The sequence below is a fragment of the Pseudomonas bharatica CSV86 genome (genome assembly GCF_000319305.2).
GTDB classification, from domain to species: domain Bacteria; phylum Pseudomonadota; class Gammaproteobacteria; order Pseudomonadales; family Pseudomonadaceae; genus Aquipseudomonas; species Aquipseudomonas bharatica.
Genome location: NZ_AMWJ02000001.1, coordinates 1 through 16,755, shown reverse-complemented (window position 1 = coordinate 16,755; position 16,755 = coordinate 1). Strand labels below are relative to the sequence as shown.

The following is a 16,755-nucleotide window of genomic DNA, read 5'->3' as shown; positions in this document are numbered from 1 at the left end:
ATCAGACGCGCAGCCTGTCGGCGAACCCGGCGAGCCACGGCTCGGCGTCGACTTCAGGGGTCACGGTTTCGCTGGCATCCAGGCGCAGCATTGGCTGGATCTCGTTGACGCCCAGCTCGGCGAACAGCTCGCGCAATTGCTCGCCGCCGCCGCAGTAGGTATCGCCGTAGCTGGAATCACCCAGGGCGATCACCCCGCCGGGCAAGCCGCGCCAGGCGGCAGGCAGGATGTCGCGGATTTCGCTGTACAGCGGCAGCAGTGCATCGGGCAGTTCGCCCATGCCGGTGGTGGAAGTCACGGCAAGCAGCGCCTCGGGCTCGAATGCCTGGATATCGGCAAGGGTCGCCCGGGCCGCGTGCCAGGCTTCGAAACCGGCGGCCTTGAGCAGCGATTGGGCGTGACGGGCGACTTCTTCGGCGGTGCCATAGACCGAACCGGACAGGATGACCACTTTCATAAGGGATTCCATTGCTTGAGCGAAAGCGCAGGATACTAGGTTCTGTACGAAAAGCCTTGAGACGAAGGCTTTTCGTACAGCGCCTGGCACCCCTGGCTGGCACAAGGCCTTATCCCCTGCTCGCACATGCACTAGAATCGCTCATCCGAAGCCCTGTACCGGTCCCGCCGATGATCAACGCCAAACTGCTGCAACGCATGATCGATGCCTCCAACGACGGCATCGTGGTCGCCGAACAGGAAGGCGACGAAGACACCATCCTGATCTACGTGAATCCGGCCTTCGAGCGCTTGAGCGGTTACCAGGCCAGCGACATTCTCTATCGCGACTGCCGCTTCCTCCAGGGCGAGGAGCGCGACCAGCCGGCCCGGACGCGTATCCGACAGGCCCTGGACAGCCGCCAGCCGTGCCGGGAGATCCTGCGCAACTACCGCAAGGACGGCAGCGCCTTCTGGAACGAGCTGTCGATCACCCCGCTGTTCAACGAAGCCGACCAGCTCACCTATTTCATCGGTGTGCAGAAGGATGTCACCGTTCAGGTCGAAGCCGAGCAGCGGATCGCCGAGCTGGAACGCGAACTGGCCGAGGCACGGGCGCGGATCCGGGCGCTGGAAAGCGACCAACGGTCTTAACAAAGGCACTTATTCGCTGTCCATTCAACACCCCGTAGACTCGCAGTATTCACGACCATGCAAGCCGACGCCCTTTTGACCCAGGATGAGCTGGACTATATCCAGAGCGTGCACCGCTCGCCCCAGCTCAACCGCGTGGACCCGAACTCCAGCCTGCGCCTCAATGGCCGCAGCGATGTCCAGCAATTGCTGACCCGGCTGGTGGCCAACGAGCAGGTCACGGTGCAGGCGAAGGTGGACAACCAGCACATGAGCTTTCCGCTGTTGCTGGTGGAAGACGAGTTCCATGCCCTGCACCTGCAACTGGGGGCGCCGAGCATCTATGAGGAAGGTGCTGTGGTCCGGCCCTGGCGCCTGAGCCTCGACCAGCCGGTGATGCTGGAAGACCAGCTGGGGCTGAGCAGTGGCCTGAAGGTGCGGGAGATTTCCTTCAAGGGCGTGCTGGTGGAACTACCGCAAGGCAAGAAGCCGCCGAAGTCCTTCAACCTCTGGTTCGCCCCCGACGGCATCGCCCCATCGCCCTGCGCGGCACCTTGCAACGCATCACCGCCGAGGGCCTGGCCGCCTACCGGCTGAGCCAGCGGCCGGCTGAAGAAATCGAACGGCTGCGCCAGTACATTTTGCAGCAGCACCGGCGCGCTCATCCCGAGCTGCATGCCGGTTAACTGTCGAGATGCCCGTCGAGGCACTGCTGCAGGCGTCGACGCATGAGGCGCCCTTCCCCGCCGAGACACACCACCTGTGACCCGACCAGGCTGTCCTGGGCCATTTCCGACGCCTCGCCGGCGAACAGCAGCGGGCAGTCCAGACCGAGACAGAGGCGCGCCAGGCGCCTGGACAGGTCCGCCGCCGGGGCGTGATTGGAGAACAGCACCACGGCATCCGGCGCCATGCGCTCGCAGATCAGGCTCAACTCTTCCAGGGGGTGTCCGGGTGCCAGCAGCGATACCGACACCTCGCTGCTGCCGAGCATCAGGGCGCACACCAGCAATTCAAGCTCCCGACACTGCTCCGGCAGCCCGGCGAGGAGCACCCGCGTAGGCTGTTCGTCCCGGGTCAGTTGCAGGCGCTGCCAGGCCCGGGCACGGAGGAAGGTGTCGAGGAACAGCCATTCGCTGAGGCGGCCGAAGCCGTCATGGGCGATACGCAGCTCCTGCCACAGCGGCATGACGATCTCCTGGAACACCACTTCCAGCGGGTAGCTGGCGAAGACCTGGCCATAGATACGCTCGAGCCGCGCTTCATCGAAACCCTGCGCGGCCTGGCGCAGCAGGTTCTGCCAGTGCTGGTGGTCCTTCGCAGGCGGTTGCGCGGCCTGCTCGGGCCGGGCTTGCGTGGCCCTGTTGCGAGCGAGGATCTTGCCGACCTTGCTCACGGCCACGCCCCGCTCGATCCAGCCGAGGATCGTACGGACCTCGTCGATATCGGCGCGGGAATACAAACGGTGCCCACTTTCGGTGCGAGTCGGCTGTACCAGCCCGTAGCGGCGCTCCCAGGCGCGCAGGGTCACCGGGTTGATACCGGTCAGCCGCGCGACTTCCCGGATGGGAAACAGCTCCTCGTGATCCAGGGTACGTTCGCCGGGTGACGGCGGGGGAAATTCGATCATCGCCTTGTACGCTGCGGATTATAGGAAAAAGACCCGCATTCTACCCCGCTCGTCCACGGCGGGAACAAACCCTTGGTCAACTTGAGAGAAAACTGACACTGACGGGTCACATTATTTACGGAATAATCCTTGCTTGAATTGGGACGCCACCCAACACCCGGGTGGTATCCAGGATCGAGGCTATCCGCCGCGACCCGTTTGCCCGGAGATACACGATGTCTACCTCACCCGTCACCTTGATGGTCGCACGGCGCGTTGCCGAAGGCCGTTACCAGGACATGATCGCCTGGCTCCACGAAGGCGAGCAGCTCGCCACCGACTTCCCCGGCTACCTCGGTTCCGGCGTACTGCCCCGCCGCCCCAGGGCGACGAGTTCCAGATCATCTTCCGCTTCGTCGACGAAAAGACCCTGCACGCCTGGGAGTTCTCCGCCTCGCGCAGTGCCTGGCTGGCACGCGGCAACGGTCTGTTCAAGCAACCCACCGAGCAGCGGGTCAGCGGTATAGAGGGCTGGTTCGGCAACAGTGCCGCGCAGCGTCCACCCCGCTGGAAGCAGGCGGTGGCGATCTGGCTCGCGTTCTTTCCCGTGTCGCTGGTCTTCAACCTGCTGTTCGGCCATTGGCTGGCGCAACTGGACCTGCTGCCGCGCGTGCTGCTCAGTACCCTCGGCCTGACGCCGCTGATGGTGTACCTGTTCATCCCGCTATCGACCCGCTGCCTCGCCAGTTGGCTCGATGCCCGGCCCGCGCCCGCTACGGCACGGGAGAACCGCGGCGAATCCCTGGAAAGCCGCTGACGCTCCGGGGGCGGTCAATACGGGCGAGTTCGGGTATGCTGGCACCTGACCGCGAACCTGAAAAAGTTGACCGTCCCCGCATATGAACAGCCCAATCCTAGTTACCGGTGGCAGCCAGCGAGTCGGGCTGGCGCTGGCCACGCAACTGGCGCAGGCCGGCCACACGGTGGTCAGCGCCAGCCGCAGCAAGATCCCCCCGGCGCACCCGAACATCATCCCGTTCCAGGCCGACCTATGCAGCGAACGTGATCGCGAAGCACTGATCGACCACCTGCGCACCCAGTACGACGGCCTGCGCGCCATCGTCCACAATGCCTCGCTGTGGCTGGACGACGACCTCGACAACCTGAACACCATGTTCAAGCTTCACGTCGAGGCGCCCTACCACCTCAACCTGGCCCTGGGCGAGCAACTGCTGAAGCTCGACAAGTCGGACATCATCCACATCTGCGACGAAACCTCCTCCCGCGGCAGCAAGAGCCATATCGGCTATGCCGCGACCAAGGCCGCGCTGCAGAACATGGTGCTGTCGTTCGCCGAAAAGTACGCGCCCAGGGTGCGGGTCAACGGTATCCTGCCAGGCCTGCTGATCCTCAAGGAGGGCGGCGACGAACAGTATCGCCAGCAGACCCTGAAGAAGGCCCTGCTGGAATTCGAACCCGGCGCCCAGCCGCTGATCGAAGCGGTGCTGTTCCTTCTCGAAAGCCAGTACAGCACCGGCAGCAACGTGGTCATCAACGGTGGCCGCCACCTGAAGAACCGAATCGCCTGATCAACGAGACAGCCATGACCCCACAAGAGCAACTCGAACTCGAAGCAGCGGCGTTCCGTCGCCTGGTCGAACATCTGCGCAACCGTACCGACGTGCAGAACATCGACCTGATGAACCTGTCCGGCTTCTGCCGCAACTGCCTGTCCAAGTGGTACAAGGCCGCCGCGGACGAACGCCAGATCGAGGTAAGCCTGGATGACGCCCGCGAGGTGGTCTACGGCATGCCTTACGACCAGTGGAAAAGCCAATACCAGAAAGAAGCCAGCGCCGAGCAGAAAGCCGCGTTCGCCAAAGGAAAACCCATGACTGACCTGATTCAACTGCGTGCCAGCCTGGCCACCGGCGAACACCAGTTCGCCGATACGCTGGCCTTCGTTGCCGAGCACTACGACTACCAGCAGACCGCCTTCGACAATGGCGGCCTGGCCAGCGCCGCCGGACAGAACGAAGGTTCGTGCAAGACCCTGGGCCTGGCCCTGCTGGAAGGCCTGAGCGACCAGGAAACCCTGCTGGCGTTCGGCGAGCACTACCGCTCGGTGCTGGCAACGCCGGAAGGCACCGACCACGGCAACATCCGCGCCCTGATCGCCCATGGCCTGGCCGGGGTGAAATTCGAGGGTGAGCCGCTCAAGCGCAAGGCTTGAGCCTTGTGATGCGGCTGATGGCCTGATCGCTGGCAAGCCAGCTCCCACAGGGTTCGCGTAATCTGTGGAAGCTGGCTCATCAGATCGACTCGTCCCGGGCCGGCGGCGGCATTTCCCAGACTGACGGCGGTATATCGAACAGCTTGTCGAGATCGAAGCGCAGGTTTTCATCGCGCAGGCCGATCATCATCACCACCAGCAGCAACAGCGCCAGCGCGCCTTCCGGCAGGCTCCAGCGCGGCACCTCGGCATTGCGCCCGCGGCTGCACCACCAGGCCTGGCCGATGCAGAAGGCAGCAATGGCCAGGACCCAGAGGTAATAGCCCGGAGCGAAGCCGATGACGTCATGGAAGCTGTAGTTGATGTTGTCCGGCAAGCGCTCGATGCCGTGGCTCATGACCGCCAGGTAGAGGGCCCAGGCACCAAGGAACAGCGCCAGCCAGCGCAGCCGCCGGCGCAGCAGCAGGGCGAGACCGAACAGCGGATTGGCGAACCAGCCGAACAGACCGAAGACCACGCCCCAGGGTCCCTGGAACAGCGCCTGAAGGCCGCTGACGTGATTGCCGTCGACAAGCTGCACCGCATCGAAACACAAGGCCAGAAGATAAAGGAGCAGGGAGAACGTTACGTACAAACGCGCCATTTAGCGACCTCTTTGCCTGGAAACTCGCGGCAACAACACAAGCGCGACGCAAGAATATCCACATGCATTGTGAGAAGCAGCACCCTGAAGTATGCTGCCATAATTTTTCCTTTTCAGCCCCTTCCAGAGTCCATATATGCGAGCGCCATTACCTGCTCTGACGTCGCTGCGATTCTTTGCCGCGCTATTTGTATTTTTCAGTCATCTGCACTTTCTGAAAACAACCCCAAACGCGGGAGTATCGACACTCTACAGCAATGTTTTATATGAAGGATACTTGGGGGTTACCTTCTTTTTTGTATTATCCGGCTTCATACTTTCCTACGCCCATGCCGGAAAGAAGATTAACCGTTCGAACTACGCCGGCTATCTTTCTTCCCGTATCGCCAGGATTTATCCGGCACATATTCTGGTCCTCATACTGTATGTCATGTTCCTTATCCGCCCGGAGCCGGACGGCACCTTGGCCTATTTCGTAAACCTGCTGTTCAACGTAACCCTGACCCAGGCCTTCTCGCCCGAAGCCAAGACCTACTTCTCCTTCAACGCTCCAACCTGGAGCCTATCGGTGGAGATGTTCTTTTATCGGGTATACGGATTTAATGGTTGATGGGGCACCTTTACCCCACCAACCTGATACCATTATCAGATGGTTGATAGATCGACTCCGTAGTTGAGTTCCTCTGCGAAGTCCGGCAGTCCGTAACCGATGGTTTTCTTGTAGAAAGGAGAGACCTTCGCAGTCGGTGCCTTCTTCTTGTGCTTCGTGGTGTAGAGCATTCGTGCCCGCATCACCTCGAAGGAGTAACCGCGCCCTTCACGGTTCTTGTCCTTGGCCAGTCGGTTGATGGACTCCGTGTAAGCGTTGGTGACGGGCATGTCCGTCTCGAAGTAGGTCATGGTCTCTTCGCGCCAGTTTCCCACTGCCCTGACCAGATCGCTCCAGACTTCCTTTTGGCCCTTCGGGATGGTGGCTATCCACTCGTCCAGGGCGGCTTCTGCCTGGAGCCGTGTGGTGGCGTCCCAGATGCCGTAGAAGCGCTCCTTGTGCTCGTAGGCGGCCAGCAGTTGCGGGAACGCGCCTGTCCAGGTCTCCATGATGAGGCGCTCCCGGTCTGAGACTTCGTGAGCGCGTTTCAGCAGGATTTTCCGGTCTCCCTTGAGAGTCCGGCTCTGGGACGGTTTCAGCTCCTTTCTGAGGCCCTTGCGCACTCTCTCTAGGGCATCGTTGGCCATGCGCACCACATGGAACTTATCGACCACGATACGGGCCTGGGGCAGCACAGCCTTGACCGCTGCCCGGTAGGGGTTCCACATGTCCATGCTGACGATCTCGACCTTCTGCCGGTCTTTCAGCTTCATCAGGTAGTTGGTCACCACGTCCTGGCGGCGGGTGGCCAGCAGGTCGAGCAGGGTTCGCTCCTCAATGTTGGTCAGAATGCAGCGGTAGCGCTTGTTCAGGTATAGCTCGTCAATGCCCAGGATGCGGGGCGTCTCGAAGCGGTGCCAGCGCCCCAGGAACTCGGCGCGGGCGTTGAAGATGTCGCGCACCGTCTTCTCGTCCAGGCCGGTCTGTGCCGCCACAAAGGTGTAGGGGTGGTTGAAGGATTCCTTCTCCACGTACTCATGCAGCCGCAGTGTCATACGGAATCCGTCCACCATCTCCGGTAGCTGGGGCCTGAATGTTGTCTTGCAGGCCCGGCAGGTGTATCGGCGGCGGACCACCCAGAGAGTGACCCGCTTGCCGTGGATGGGCAGATCACGATAGGGAACGTCACGCTTGCCGAACCGCACGAACTCACCCTGCACGCCGCACCCCTCGCAGGCTACTGGTGTAGGTGCTTCAAGCCGAAAATGTATGTCTTCATTCTGCTCATCAGAATCCACCAACTGGTACCCAGGAAGGCTTAACGAATTAATCATCTCCCGCCTTGATCAGAAAAACAGGTAGGTGGCGTAACCGGCAATCATCGCCATAGCAAAAATGACTGCTAAAAACGCCGCTAAAAGCTTCAGCGTGAACAAAGAGCGCAACAGAATGAGCTCAGTCAGGCTGGCTCCGGCACTGCCGATGATCAACGCTAGCACCGTCCCGGCACCCACGCCTTTGGCCATCAGAGCCGCTGCCAGAGGTATGACGGCTTCAGCGCGAATATACAACGGCACGCCGATGACAGCGGCAACTGGAATGGCAAAGGGATTATCTGGGCCTGCATACTGCTCCAATAAGTCAGTGGGCATGAAACCATAGATCACGCTGCCAATCGCAATACCGATGAGCAGGTAAGGCAACACATCGATAAAGTCCGACCAAGCTTCCCGCCACACACCACTGTACTTCCCTTCTTTCTTAACCGTGACAGTGGGTTGACTGTCACAGCATTCGCTAGACGTAGAGACTGTTGTCTTCCTATCAGCCCCGCAAGAAGCCGTCTTCGGAGTGGTGTCGCAGCTGTTGGTGCCGCAACTCGATGCGGTCGATGTAGCACTGCACGGGCTTGCTGATGAACTACATCCACTGCTCTCTTGTGTCGCCGTCCGGCGCACATAACGCTCGAAGCCAAGCGTGTGAAGCAGCCATCCGGCACCTACCGCGACCACCAAAGCGGCGAGCACATAGATAGCAGTAAGTGTCCATCCAAACGTGGCAACCAGCAGGCCGACGACGATAGGATTCAGCAACGGAGATGAGAAAAGAAACACCATCATCGGCCCAAAACCGGCCCGTGCCCGAATCAACCCTTTCAACATGGGGATAGTCGAGCAACTACAGAAGGGCGTTATAGCTCCTAAACCAGCAGCAAGAAAATAGCCTCGCTTCCCACTGGAAGTCAGTAACGCTTCCACCTTGGATGGTGGGATGTGACGTTGAAGAACTCCGACCAGCAAGCTAATGCCAATGAATAAAACCGATAGCTCGATAGCGAGAAAGGCGAACATGCCTAGAGCGTCTTGGAGTTGAGATGACATTCAATATTACTCCTATATTTCTAGTATTGTCGAAATGATGTACGCAGCCTACTTGCGTTTATCCGACCTGTCAACTATAATTCTAGAAACATCGAATTATTGGGGCGTGCTATGGATCACGAAAAGGTTGCAGCCAGCTTAGCTGAGCTAGGGAATAGTCACCGACTGTCCGTGTTCCGCTTTCTGGTCAAAGCTGGCCATGATGGGGCTTCGGTCGGAGATATCCAGAAGGGGCTGGGTATTCCTGCTTCGACGCTATCACATCACCTTGCGCGCATGGCCAAGGTAGGGCTGATCCGGCAGGAGAAACATAGCCGCACGATTGTCTGTATACCCGAGTATGGGCACCTAGAGAATTTGATCGGTTTCTTACAAGAGGAATGTTGTGCAGGTGTCCGGATTGCGCATGAACCAGAACCGCTTTGACGCTTGCCCAGCTCTCGCTGTCCTCCCTAGTCAGCATCGCTATGAAGACTCAGGCGAAGGTGGAAACAGAAAATTGGCAGTAGAGTAGGCTGAAGAGGATCAATCAGATAATCCGCTGAGAAAGATTTTCTTCTTTACATCTTTGGCATTTTATCAACCAGAAATTCCGGATACCCAGAATTTGATCGGTTTCTTACAAGAGGAATGTTGTGCAGGTGTCCGGATTGCGCATGAACCAGAACCGCTTTGACGCTTGCCCAGCTCTCGCTGTCCTCCCTAGTCAGCATCGCTATGAAGACTCAGGCGAAGGTGGAAACAGAAAATTGGCAGTAGAGTAGGCTGAAGAGGATCAATCAGATAATCCGCTGAGAAAGATTTTCTTCTTTACATCTTTGGCATTTTATCAACCAGAAATTCCGGATACCCCTTTTATCTACTGTTCCCCCTCTTCACATTGTTGCGCAGCCGCGTCCTGGTGCTCGTCGCGGGCGTGGTAATCCTCGGTAAACTGGTGCTTGCCGAGGTACTCCCCGAGCCTCTTCACCACTTCACCATGTACATCTTTGCACCGCTGCGCCTGGCTGATTTTCTCGCTGGCATTCTTCTATACCGTCTGTTCAACGGGCTGAAACCGCTGTCGGCTGGCCAGGCAACGGCCCTGCAGGCGTTGTCGCTGGCTTTGTTGGCAGGTTTTATCGCGCTGTCGCCGGGCGTCAGCGCAGCCCATCGTTTCGACCTTTACTACCTCCCCCCCCTGGCGCTAATCATCTTTGCCTTTGCGTACCAGAAGGGCTCTCTGGCACGGGCCATCAGTACCCGTCCGCTGATTTATCTTGGCAAGGCCAGCTTCGCCTTCTATCTGGTCCATCAAAGTTCGATCATGATCGGCCAGTTTATTCGTTTCAAATCCGAAGTACCGCAAACCCTGGTCGATGATGTCAACTACAGTCTGCTTTATTTCTGCCTATCCTTGGTCCTCAGCGCGCTGATATTCAATTATTTCGAAAGCCCAGCGAAGCAGCTGACCCTGCGTCTGCTCGGAAAACTGCGCAGGCACGGCCGACAAGGTGTCCACCACGGGCTGAACGACTAAACCCGAACAAAAAGAAATCCGCACCAGGCGGATTTCTTTTTGTTCGGGGTAGACCACTCCGCCCGAGAAAACATCGCTCCCGGGCGAGATGGATGGATCAGAACTCCATGCTGAAGCTCACGGTCACCGCGTTGTCGCGGCTTTCGCTGGCCAACTGGCCGGAGTAACCCAGGCCCACCTTGCTCATCGGGCCGACGTTCATGTCGACACCCAGCTCGACCACCGCTGCATCCTTGGCGATCGGTACTCCGGAGTTGCTGAACCCTGCACCGCCTTCGATGAAGCGCAGGTCCGCATCCGGCTTGGTGTCGCCGAAGGCATGCCGCCAGCCGAGGCTGCCGCGTGGAGTGACGGTCGCGCCGTTATCCAGGGTGAACGACTTGCCAACCCGCAGGCCGACGGTGGAGAACACGTTGTCCTGCTGGGTATCGCCCTCCAGGCGCCCTGCCCCGCCTTTCTCGCGGGCCTTGTCGCTGTCGTAGTTGACGTAGGCCAGGCCGGCGAACGGTTCCAGCGCCACGCCGTTGCCTGCATCGATGGCATAGCCCACTTCACCGAACACCTGGGCAGTGCGCGCCTTGTAGCTCGATTTCAGGCGTTCGCTGTAGCTGCCGGCCTCGACGTAGCGCTTGCTGTCGATGTCGTGCCAGGTGTAGCCGGCGCCCAGGCGTGCGGCGAGGGCGTCCATCTGGTAGCTCAGGTAGGCCGCCAGGTGGTAGCTGTCCACCGAGGCGTCCTGCGGCTTGCCCTTGGCGCTGATGCTGCTGTTGGTGTAACCGGCAGCGATACCGGCGCGCAGCTGGTCGTTGAGGTCGTTGTCGAAACCGATCAGGAAGCCCGACAGGTCGCGCTTGACGTTGGCCGCATTGTGGCCGCCATCGTAGTCACCCCAGCCGCCCACGGCACGGATCCAGCCTACCCCTTCACCGCCGCAACCACGACCGGTGGTCTGCTGGTTGCTGTTGGGTGCCAGGGTGCGGCGCGGGTCCTGCTCGTCGCTGCAACCGCCATCGCGCATACGGTCATTGACCGCGTCGCGGATGTAGCGCGAGTCCTCGATCAGCACGGTCGCGGTGCTGGCGTAAATCTCGCCGGACAAGCTTTCGAAGGCCGCCACGGCGTCGCTGGCATTGGACGTGATGATGGCGCTGCGCAGGCTGGCCGGCGCCGACGCGCTGTCCAGGGCCTGGGCCACTTCACGCTGGTTGTCAGTCTGCGCCACGCTGGCGAAGGCGGTGCCGTTGCGCGCCACGTTCAGGGTCACGGCGTTGGCGCCGTAGTTGAGCGTGCTGTCAACGAACGTCAGGCTGTCGAGATTGCTGCTGGCGAAGGTACCGTTGACCCCACCGGTAGCAGAGACCAGGGTGTACTGGGTATCGCCGGTGTATCCACCGAGGTTGCCCACCTGCAGGCTGCCGCCCAGGTTCGCCGTGCCACCCACGTTGAGGTAGTTGGTGGTCGCCGGCGACAGGGTCACGGCCAGGGTGCCGTCGGTGGCGTTGGTGAAGTTGCCGGCCACACTCAGGTTGGCGCCATTGGCCCCGGTGGCGACGGTGCCGTGGTTATCCACCGAGCCGACGCTACCGGTGCCGGTCAGGCCGGCGCCATTGGCGACGGTGACCTGGGCGCCGAACACGGTGCCCGGGTTGGCCGCATTGCCCACGGTCAGGCTGCCCTGGTTGACCGCAAAGGCCCCGTTGAACGGCTGGCTGCCCACGATCAGCAGGTCGCCGGTACCTTGCTTGACGATGCTGCCGTTGCCGCTGAGGATGCCGCGGAACTGGCCTGCGGTGGCCTGCTCGAACACCAGGTTTGCGTTGTTGGCGATGTTGCCTTGCAGGCTGCTGGTATTACCCATCAGCGTGCCGCCACTGACGGTGGTGCCGCCGGTGTAGGTGTTGGTGCCGGTGAGGTACAGGGTGCCGGCATCCAGCTTCTCGATGCCGCCGGTGCCGACCAGGGCCGTGGAAATCTGCGCCGTGCCGGTGCCGACGCGAACGGCCGCGAGGGTGCCATCGGCGGCATTGATCGCCGCCAGGCTGCCGCCGCTGAGTTGGTAGCCATCGGTGAGGAACTGCAGGCCGGTGAAGGACTGCTGGCCGTCCACGGTGACGGTGCCGGCGCTGCCGCCGAACACCGCGAACTGGTTGGCCCAGGCGTTGCTGGTGGTGCCAGTGGTATTGGTCCAGTTGGTGCTTGCCGAGTTCCAGGTACCGCTGCCACCGCTGATGGTGCCGTCGGCCGCCGTCTTGCTGCCGTTCCAGAACTGCAGGGCGGTGTCGCTGCCCACCACCAGGTTGATCTGGTTGGCAATGGCCGTCTGCAGGGTCAGGTCGGCCGGCAAGGTGGTGCCCGGCAGGCTGCCGTACACCAGGCCGTTGTCGGTAACGCTGCCGCCGTAGGTGAACAGCTGGTACACGCCAAGGCCGAAGCCGCCGGCATTGCTGATGTTCAGCGTACCATCGAGCACCAGGTTGCCCGCCACCGATACCAGGGTGGTGGAGCCACCAGGCGCACCGAGGTCGAAGTTCAGGTTGCTGCCCGAAGACAGGTTGAGGTTGCCCACGCTCAGCGGTGCGGTCGCGCTGCCGGCGTTCAGGTTGGCGCCATCGGCGATGGTGACGGTGCCGCTGTAGGTGCCGCTGCCGCCCAGGCTGGCGCCGCTGGCGACCTGCACGTTGGCGCTGGCCAGGGTGCCGTTGTTGACCAGGCTGCCGGCGCTGACCAGGGTATTGCCGGTAAAGCCGCTGTTGCCGGTGAGCAGCAGCCGGCCAGCGCCGAACTTGGTCAGGGTGCCCGAACCGGTGAGGCTGCCGCCGTAGGTGCCATCGGTGTTCTGCGCGAAGGTCAGCGCACCGTTGTTGAGGATCGCGCCCTGCAGGCTGGTGGTGTCGCCGGTCACGCTGCCCGCGTTGATGGTGGTGCCGCCACTGTAATTGTTGGCACCGGCCAGGGTCAGCGAACCGTTGCCGTTCTTGACCAGGCTGCCGGTGCCGCTGATGACGCCATTGAGGCTGGTGTCCTGGTTGCCGGCGAGGGTCAGCTGCGAGGTCAGGTTGATTGCATTGGCCAGTTGCAGCGCGCCAGTGCTGTCCAGCACGGAGGCGCCGGTCACGCTGAGGCCGCCGCTGCCCAGGGCGCCATCGTTGCCCAAGGTCAGGCTGCCGCCGTTGAGCACGGTGCCGCCGCCGTAGGTGTTGATGCCGTTCAGGGTCAGGTTGGCGTTGCCGTTCTTGGTCAGGCTGCCGCTGCCGCTGACCACGCCATCGAGGGTCAGGGCATGGCTGCCGCCGATGCTCAGGCCGCCGTTGAGCACGGTGTTGTTGGCCAGGACCACTGCGGTGTTGCTGTCCAGGGTGGTGCCGGCTGCCGCGGTCAGGTCGCCGCTGCCAAGGGCCGCATTATTGCCGACCACCAGGGTGCCGCCGTTGAGTGCGGTGCCGCCGGTGTAGCCATTGGCGCCGGTGAGTACCAGGGTGCCGCCATCCACTTTGGTCAGGGTGCCTGCGCCGTTGATCGCTACGCCAGGGTTGCGGTATTGCCGGTATCGACCCGCACGTTGGTGGCGCCGGCGCTGGTAAGCAGTTCACCGCCGATGCCGCCGTTGAGGGTGTAGCCGTTGCCGGCGAACTGCAGGCCGGTGATGGCATGGCTGCCGTTGACAGTAACGGTACCGCCAGTGCCTGGAACACCGCGAAGGTGTTGTTCCAGGCCCGGTTGAGGTGCCGTCGGCGCTGGTCCAGTTGCTGTTGGTGCTGTCCCAGACGCCGAAGCCGCCTTGCACCACACCGTTGCCGACCGTCTCGCTGCCATCCCAGAACAGCACGTTGCTGGCGCCGCCGACCACCAGGTTGACCTGGTTGCTCACAGCGGTCTGTACCAGCACGTCACCTGGATTGACGGTGCCCGGCAGGCTGTTGATGGTCAGGCCGTTGTTGGTCAGGGTGCCGCCGTAGCCGGCCAGGTGGTAGACACCGGCGCCGAAGCCGCCGAAATCGGTAACGTTGAGGTTGCCGCCAACGTCAGGTTGCCGGCGACGCTGATCAGCGCCGGATCACCTGCGAGCGCTGCGCCCAGGGCAGTGTTGAGGTTGGAGCCGCTGTCCAGCACCAGCGAGCCGACGTTCAGGGTGTTGCCGCTCTGCAGGTTCAGGTTGCCGCCGCTGGTCACGGTTACCGCGCCGGCGAGGTCGCCGCTGCCGCCGAGGTTGGCCGTGTTGCCGACCGAGACCGTGGCGCTGTCGAGGCTGCCGTCCACCACCAGGCTGCCACCGCTGATGGTGGTCGCGCCCTGTGGCTGTTGCTGCGGTCAGGGTCAGGGTGTCGATGCCAACCTTGTCGATAAGGCCCGCGCCGCTCAACGAACCGGCGAAGGCACCACCGCTGAGGGTCAGGGTGTTGCCGGCGGCCACGTTCACGTCACCGCTGCCTTGCAGGGAGCCGAGGTTGGTGTTGCCGTTGAGGTTGAGCAAGGCCCCGCTGCCGAGGTTGATCTGCGCCGGGTTGCCCAGGCGCCGCCGTTGGTGGCGGTCAGGCTGCCGGAAAGGATGTTGAGAATACCGGCGAAGGTATTGGTACCGCCCAGGGTCAGGTTGGCCAGGCCGTTCTTGTTCAGGGTGCCGTTGCCGCTGAGCACACCGTTGAGGGTCAGGTCGTTGTTGCCGGCGACCGACAGCGTGCTGTCGACCTCGACATCGTTGGCCAGCACCAGGGCGCTGGTGTTGTCCAGCAGCGTGGTGCCGGTGATGCGCAACGCGCCGCTGCCCAGCGCCGAGGCATTGCCCAGGGTCAGGTCGCCGCTGTTGACGGTCAGGCCGCCGACGAAGTTGTTTGCGCCGTTGAGGGTCAGCTTGCCGAGACCGTTCTTCAGCAGGCGGCCGTTGCCGAGATCACGCCGTTGAGGGTCAGGTCATTGCTGCCATCCAGGGTCAGGTCGGAAGCGCCGGAAGCCAGCAGTACATTGTTGGCCACGGCCATTGGGCTGCTGTTATCCAGTTGGGACGGCCCGGTGACGGACAGGGTACCGCTGCCAGTGCCCCGCATTGCCCAGCCTGAGTTGGCCGGCTGCCAGGTTCAGGCCTCCGGTAAAGGCGTTCAGACCGTTGAGGGTCAGGTGTTAGGCGCCCAGCTTTGTCAGGCTGCCGGTGCCGTTGACCGGGCCGCTCAGGGTCAGGTCGTTGTTGCCCAGTACCTGGAGGTTGCCAGCCAGGCTGACGGTATTGCCCAGGGTGACCGCACCGAGGGTGTCCAGCGTAGTGCCGTTGGCCGCGGTCAAGGCGCCAGCGCCCAGCGCACCATCGGTGCGAGGACCAGGCCACCGGCATTGAGGGTGGTGCCGCCCAGGAAGGTATTCACATTGCCCAGGGTCAGCACCCCGGCGCCGTTCTTCACCAGGCTGCCGTTGCCGCTGACCACGCCATTGAGGGTCAGGTCGTTGCTGCCGGCCAGGTTGAGCGCGCCGGTGACGGCCACGGCGTTGCCGAGCGCGACCGTCTTGTTGCTGTCCAGCGTGGTGCCGGCGGCAGTGCTCAGCGTACCCGAGCCCAGGCACTGTCGCTGCCAAGCACCAGGGTGCCGCCGCTCAGGGTGGTACCGCCGCTGTAGCTGTTTTCACCGTTGAGAACCAGGTACCGACATCCAGCTTGTTCAAGGTGCCAGTGCCGGTCAGCGCAGGTCCAGGGTCGCCGTGCGCCAGCGTCGGTACGAACGGCGAAGTAGGTGCCGTTACGTTGTTGATGTCCAGCAAGCCATTGGTACCCGCCACCAGTTGTAGCCGTCGGTCATGAACTGCATGCCGTTGACCGACTGCGGGCCATCAACGGTGACGGTGCCGGTGGCGCCCATGAACACCGCGAACTGATTCAGCCAGGTATCGTTGCTGAAAACCATCGCTGAGCGCCCAGTTGCTGGTGGTGGCGTCCCATACGCCGCTGCCCGCCTCGATCAGGCCGTTGTTGGTGGTATCGACACCGTCCCAGAACTGCATGATCAGGTTCGGCGAGTTCACCAGCAGGTTGACCTGGCCGGCTAGGCCGGTCTGCAGGGACAAATCGGTAACGTCCACTCCATTGGGTCGGTTACCGAAACCGATGCCTGGTCGGTCAGGCTGCCGCCGTAGTCGAACAGGCGATAGACGCCGTTGCCCAGGGCGCCGGCGTCGGTGATGTTGATCGAGCCGCCCAGGGTCAGCGCGCTGCTGACATTGAAACAGCGAGGTGCGCCGGTAACCGGCGAGCCCAGGTTGAGTCGAGGTTTGCTGTTCTGCGAGAGCACCAGCGAACCGAAGCTCAGGGTCTGGCCGCTGTTGCCCACCAGGGTACCGCCATCGGCGATGTGGTAGTGCCGGCGATGCTGCACTACCGGAGGCTCGCACCGGCATCGACGTTCAGGCCGCCGGTACCGTTCAGCGCGCCGGTCACCTTCAGGGTGCCCGCCTTCACGTTGTTGACGCGGAGTTGGTGCTGGTACCGGACAGTTCCAGTACACCGGCGCCAAACTTGTCCAGGCCGCCGTTGCCGGCCAGCGAGCCGGCGAACAGGCTATCCAGGTTGTTGCCAGCCACGCTCAGGCGTCCAGCATTGGACAGGTTGAGCTGGCCGGCACCGGTCAGGCTGCCGATGGTGAAGTCGCCGGCAGTGGTCAGGCCGCCGCCGGCCGCCAGGTTGGCAGACGCCAGGGTGTCCAGCGAATTGGCGGCGATCGCCGTGATATAGC

At 62.2% G+C, this 16,755-nt stretch carries 14 protein-coding genes and 4 pseudogenes; 9 read left to right on the top strand and 9 right to left on the bottom strand.

The window, feature by feature from the left end; genetic code table 11:
* Position 1: 1 nt before the first annotated feature.
* A complete protein-coding gene (locus tag CSV86_RS00090) occupies positions 2–457 on the bottom strand; it encodes a flavodoxin (RefSeq protein WP_009395104.1) in 456 nt (151 codons plus the stop codon).
* Between the two features lie 170 nt (positions 458–627).
* Here CSV86_RS00090 and CSV86_RS00085 point away from each other — a divergent pair, with 170 nt between their 5' ends.
* Both CSV86_RS00085 and CSV86_RS00080 read left to right on the top strand, forming a co-directional pair.
* A complete protein-coding gene (locus CSV86_RS00085; protein ID WP_009395102.1) occupies positions 628–1,089 on the top strand; it encodes a PAS domain S-box protein in 462 nt (153 codons plus the stop codon).
* Positions 1,090–1,146: 57 nt separating this feature from the next.
* Positions 1,147–1,754: pseudogene (locus CSV86_RS00080) on the top strand (hypothetical protein).
* Here the strand turns inward: CSV86_RS00080 and CSV86_RS00075 are convergent.
* Complete coding sequence (locus tag CSV86_RS00075; RefSeq protein WP_009395100.1) at positions 1,751–2,698, bottom strand: MerR family transcriptional regulator; 948 nt, start codon at positions 2,696–2,698, stop codon at positions 1,751–1,753. The pseudogene CSV86_RS00080 and the gene CSV86_RS00075 overlap by 4 nt on opposite strands.
* Before the next feature lie 215 nt (positions 2,699–2,913).
* Here CSV86_RS00075 and CSV86_RS00070 point away from each other — a divergent pair.
* From CSV86_RS00070 to CSV86_RS00055, 4 genes and pseudogenes are all read left to right on the top strand, one after another.
* A pseudogene (locus CSV86_RS00070) lies at positions 2,914–3,494 on the top strand (antibiotic biosynthesis monooxygenase).
* An 82-nt stretch (positions 3,495–3,576) separates the two neighbouring features.
* On the top strand, positions 3,577–4,266 hold the full coding sequence (gene folM, locus CSV86_RS00065) for a dihydromonapterin reductase (protein ID WP_009395096.1): 690 nt from the start codon (positions 3,577–3,579) through the stop codon (positions 4,264–4,266).
* A gap of 14 nt (positions 4,267–4,280) precedes the next feature.
* A pseudogene (locus CSV86_RS00060) lies at positions 4,281–4,568 on the top strand (DUF1244 domain-containing protein); the annotation flags it as partial.
* The gene (locus CSV86_RS00055) at positions 4,569–4,910 is read left to right on the top strand and encodes a HopJ type III effector protein (protein WP_009395092.1); all 342 of its coding nucleotides are present in this window, start codon (positions 4,569–4,571) and stop codon (positions 4,908–4,910) included.
* A 79-nt stretch (positions 4,911–4,989) separates the two neighbouring features.
* Here the strand turns inward: CSV86_RS00055 and CSV86_RS00050 are convergent, their stop codons facing one another.
* Positions 4,990–5,553: a hypothetical protein gene (locus CSV86_RS00050; RefSeq protein WP_009395090.1), complete on the bottom strand. Its 564-nt coding sequence runs from the start codon at positions 5,551–5,553 to the stop codon at positions 4,990–4,992.
* Positions 5,554–5,689: 136 nt separating this feature from the next.
* Here CSV86_RS00050 and CSV86_RS00045 point away from each other — a divergent pair, with 136 nt between their 5' ends.
* Positions 5,690–6,163, top strand: coding sequence for an acyltransferase family protein (locus CSV86_RS00045; RefSeq protein ID WP_170394280.1), 474 nt, complete (start codon positions 5,690–5,692; stop codon positions 6,161–6,163).
* A 35-nt stretch (positions 6,164–6,198) separates the two neighbouring features.
* Here CSV86_RS00045 and CSV86_RS00040 read toward each other — a convergent pair whose 3' ends face one another.
* Positions 6,199–7,476: an ISL3 family transposase gene (locus tag CSV86_RS00040; RefSeq protein WP_000610830.1), complete on the bottom strand. Its 1,278-nt coding sequence runs from the start codon at positions 7,474–7,476 to the stop codon at positions 6,199–6,201.
* 12 nt (positions 7,477–7,488) lie between these two features.
* Positions 7,489–8,493: a permease gene (locus CSV86_RS00035; protein ID WP_040363373.1), complete on the bottom strand. Its 1,005-nt coding sequence runs from the start codon at positions 8,491–8,493 to the stop codon at positions 7,489–7,491.
* A 141-nt stretch (positions 8,494–8,634) separates the two neighbouring features.
* Between CSV86_RS00035 and CSV86_RS00030 the strand changes: the two genes are divergently transcribed.
* Together CSV86_RS00030 and CSV86_RS00025 are read left to right on the top strand one after the other, a co-directional pair.
* Positions 8,635–8,949 carry an ArsR/SmtB family transcription factor gene (locus CSV86_RS00030; RefSeq protein ID WP_000349485.1) on the top strand — a complete coding sequence of 105 codons (315 nt, stop codon included), beginning with the start codon at positions 8,635–8,637 and terminating at the stop codon, positions 8,947–8,949.
* 388 nt (positions 8,950–9,337) lie between these two features.
* Positions 9,338–10,042 carry an acyltransferase family protein gene (locus tag CSV86_RS00025; RefSeq protein WP_311985820.1) on the top strand — a complete coding sequence of 235 codons (705 nt, stop codon included), beginning with the start codon at positions 9,338–9,340 and terminating at the stop codon, positions 10,040–10,042.
* A gap of 97 nt (positions 10,043–10,139) precedes the next feature.
* Here the strand turns inward: CSV86_RS00025 and CSV86_RS33160 are convergent.
* The 4 genes and pseudogenes from CSV86_RS33160 to CSV86_RS00005 form a co-directional block, all read right to left on the bottom strand.
* Positions 10,140–15,799, bottom strand: a pseudogene (locus tag CSV86_RS33160) (autotransporter domain-containing protein); the annotation flags it as partial.
* Between the two features lie 57 nt (positions 15,800–15,856).
* The gene (locus CSV86_RS00015) at positions 15,857–16,090 is read right to left on the bottom strand and encodes a hypothetical protein (protein ID WP_170394276.1); all 234 of its coding nucleotides are present in this window, start codon (positions 16,088–16,090) and stop codon (positions 15,857–15,859) included.
* Positions 16,069–16,398, bottom strand: coding sequence for a hypothetical protein (locus CSV86_RS00010; protein ID WP_170394273.1), 330 nt, complete (start codon positions 16,396–16,398; stop codon positions 16,069–16,071). The genes CSV86_RS00015 and CSV86_RS00010 overlap by 22 nt, the downstream gene beginning before the upstream one ends.
* Before the next feature lie 79 nt (positions 16,399–16,477).
* On the bottom strand, positions 16,478–16,755 hold a 278-nt coding region (locus CSV86_RS00005), incomplete at its 5' end, for a hypothetical protein (protein ID WP_170394270.1).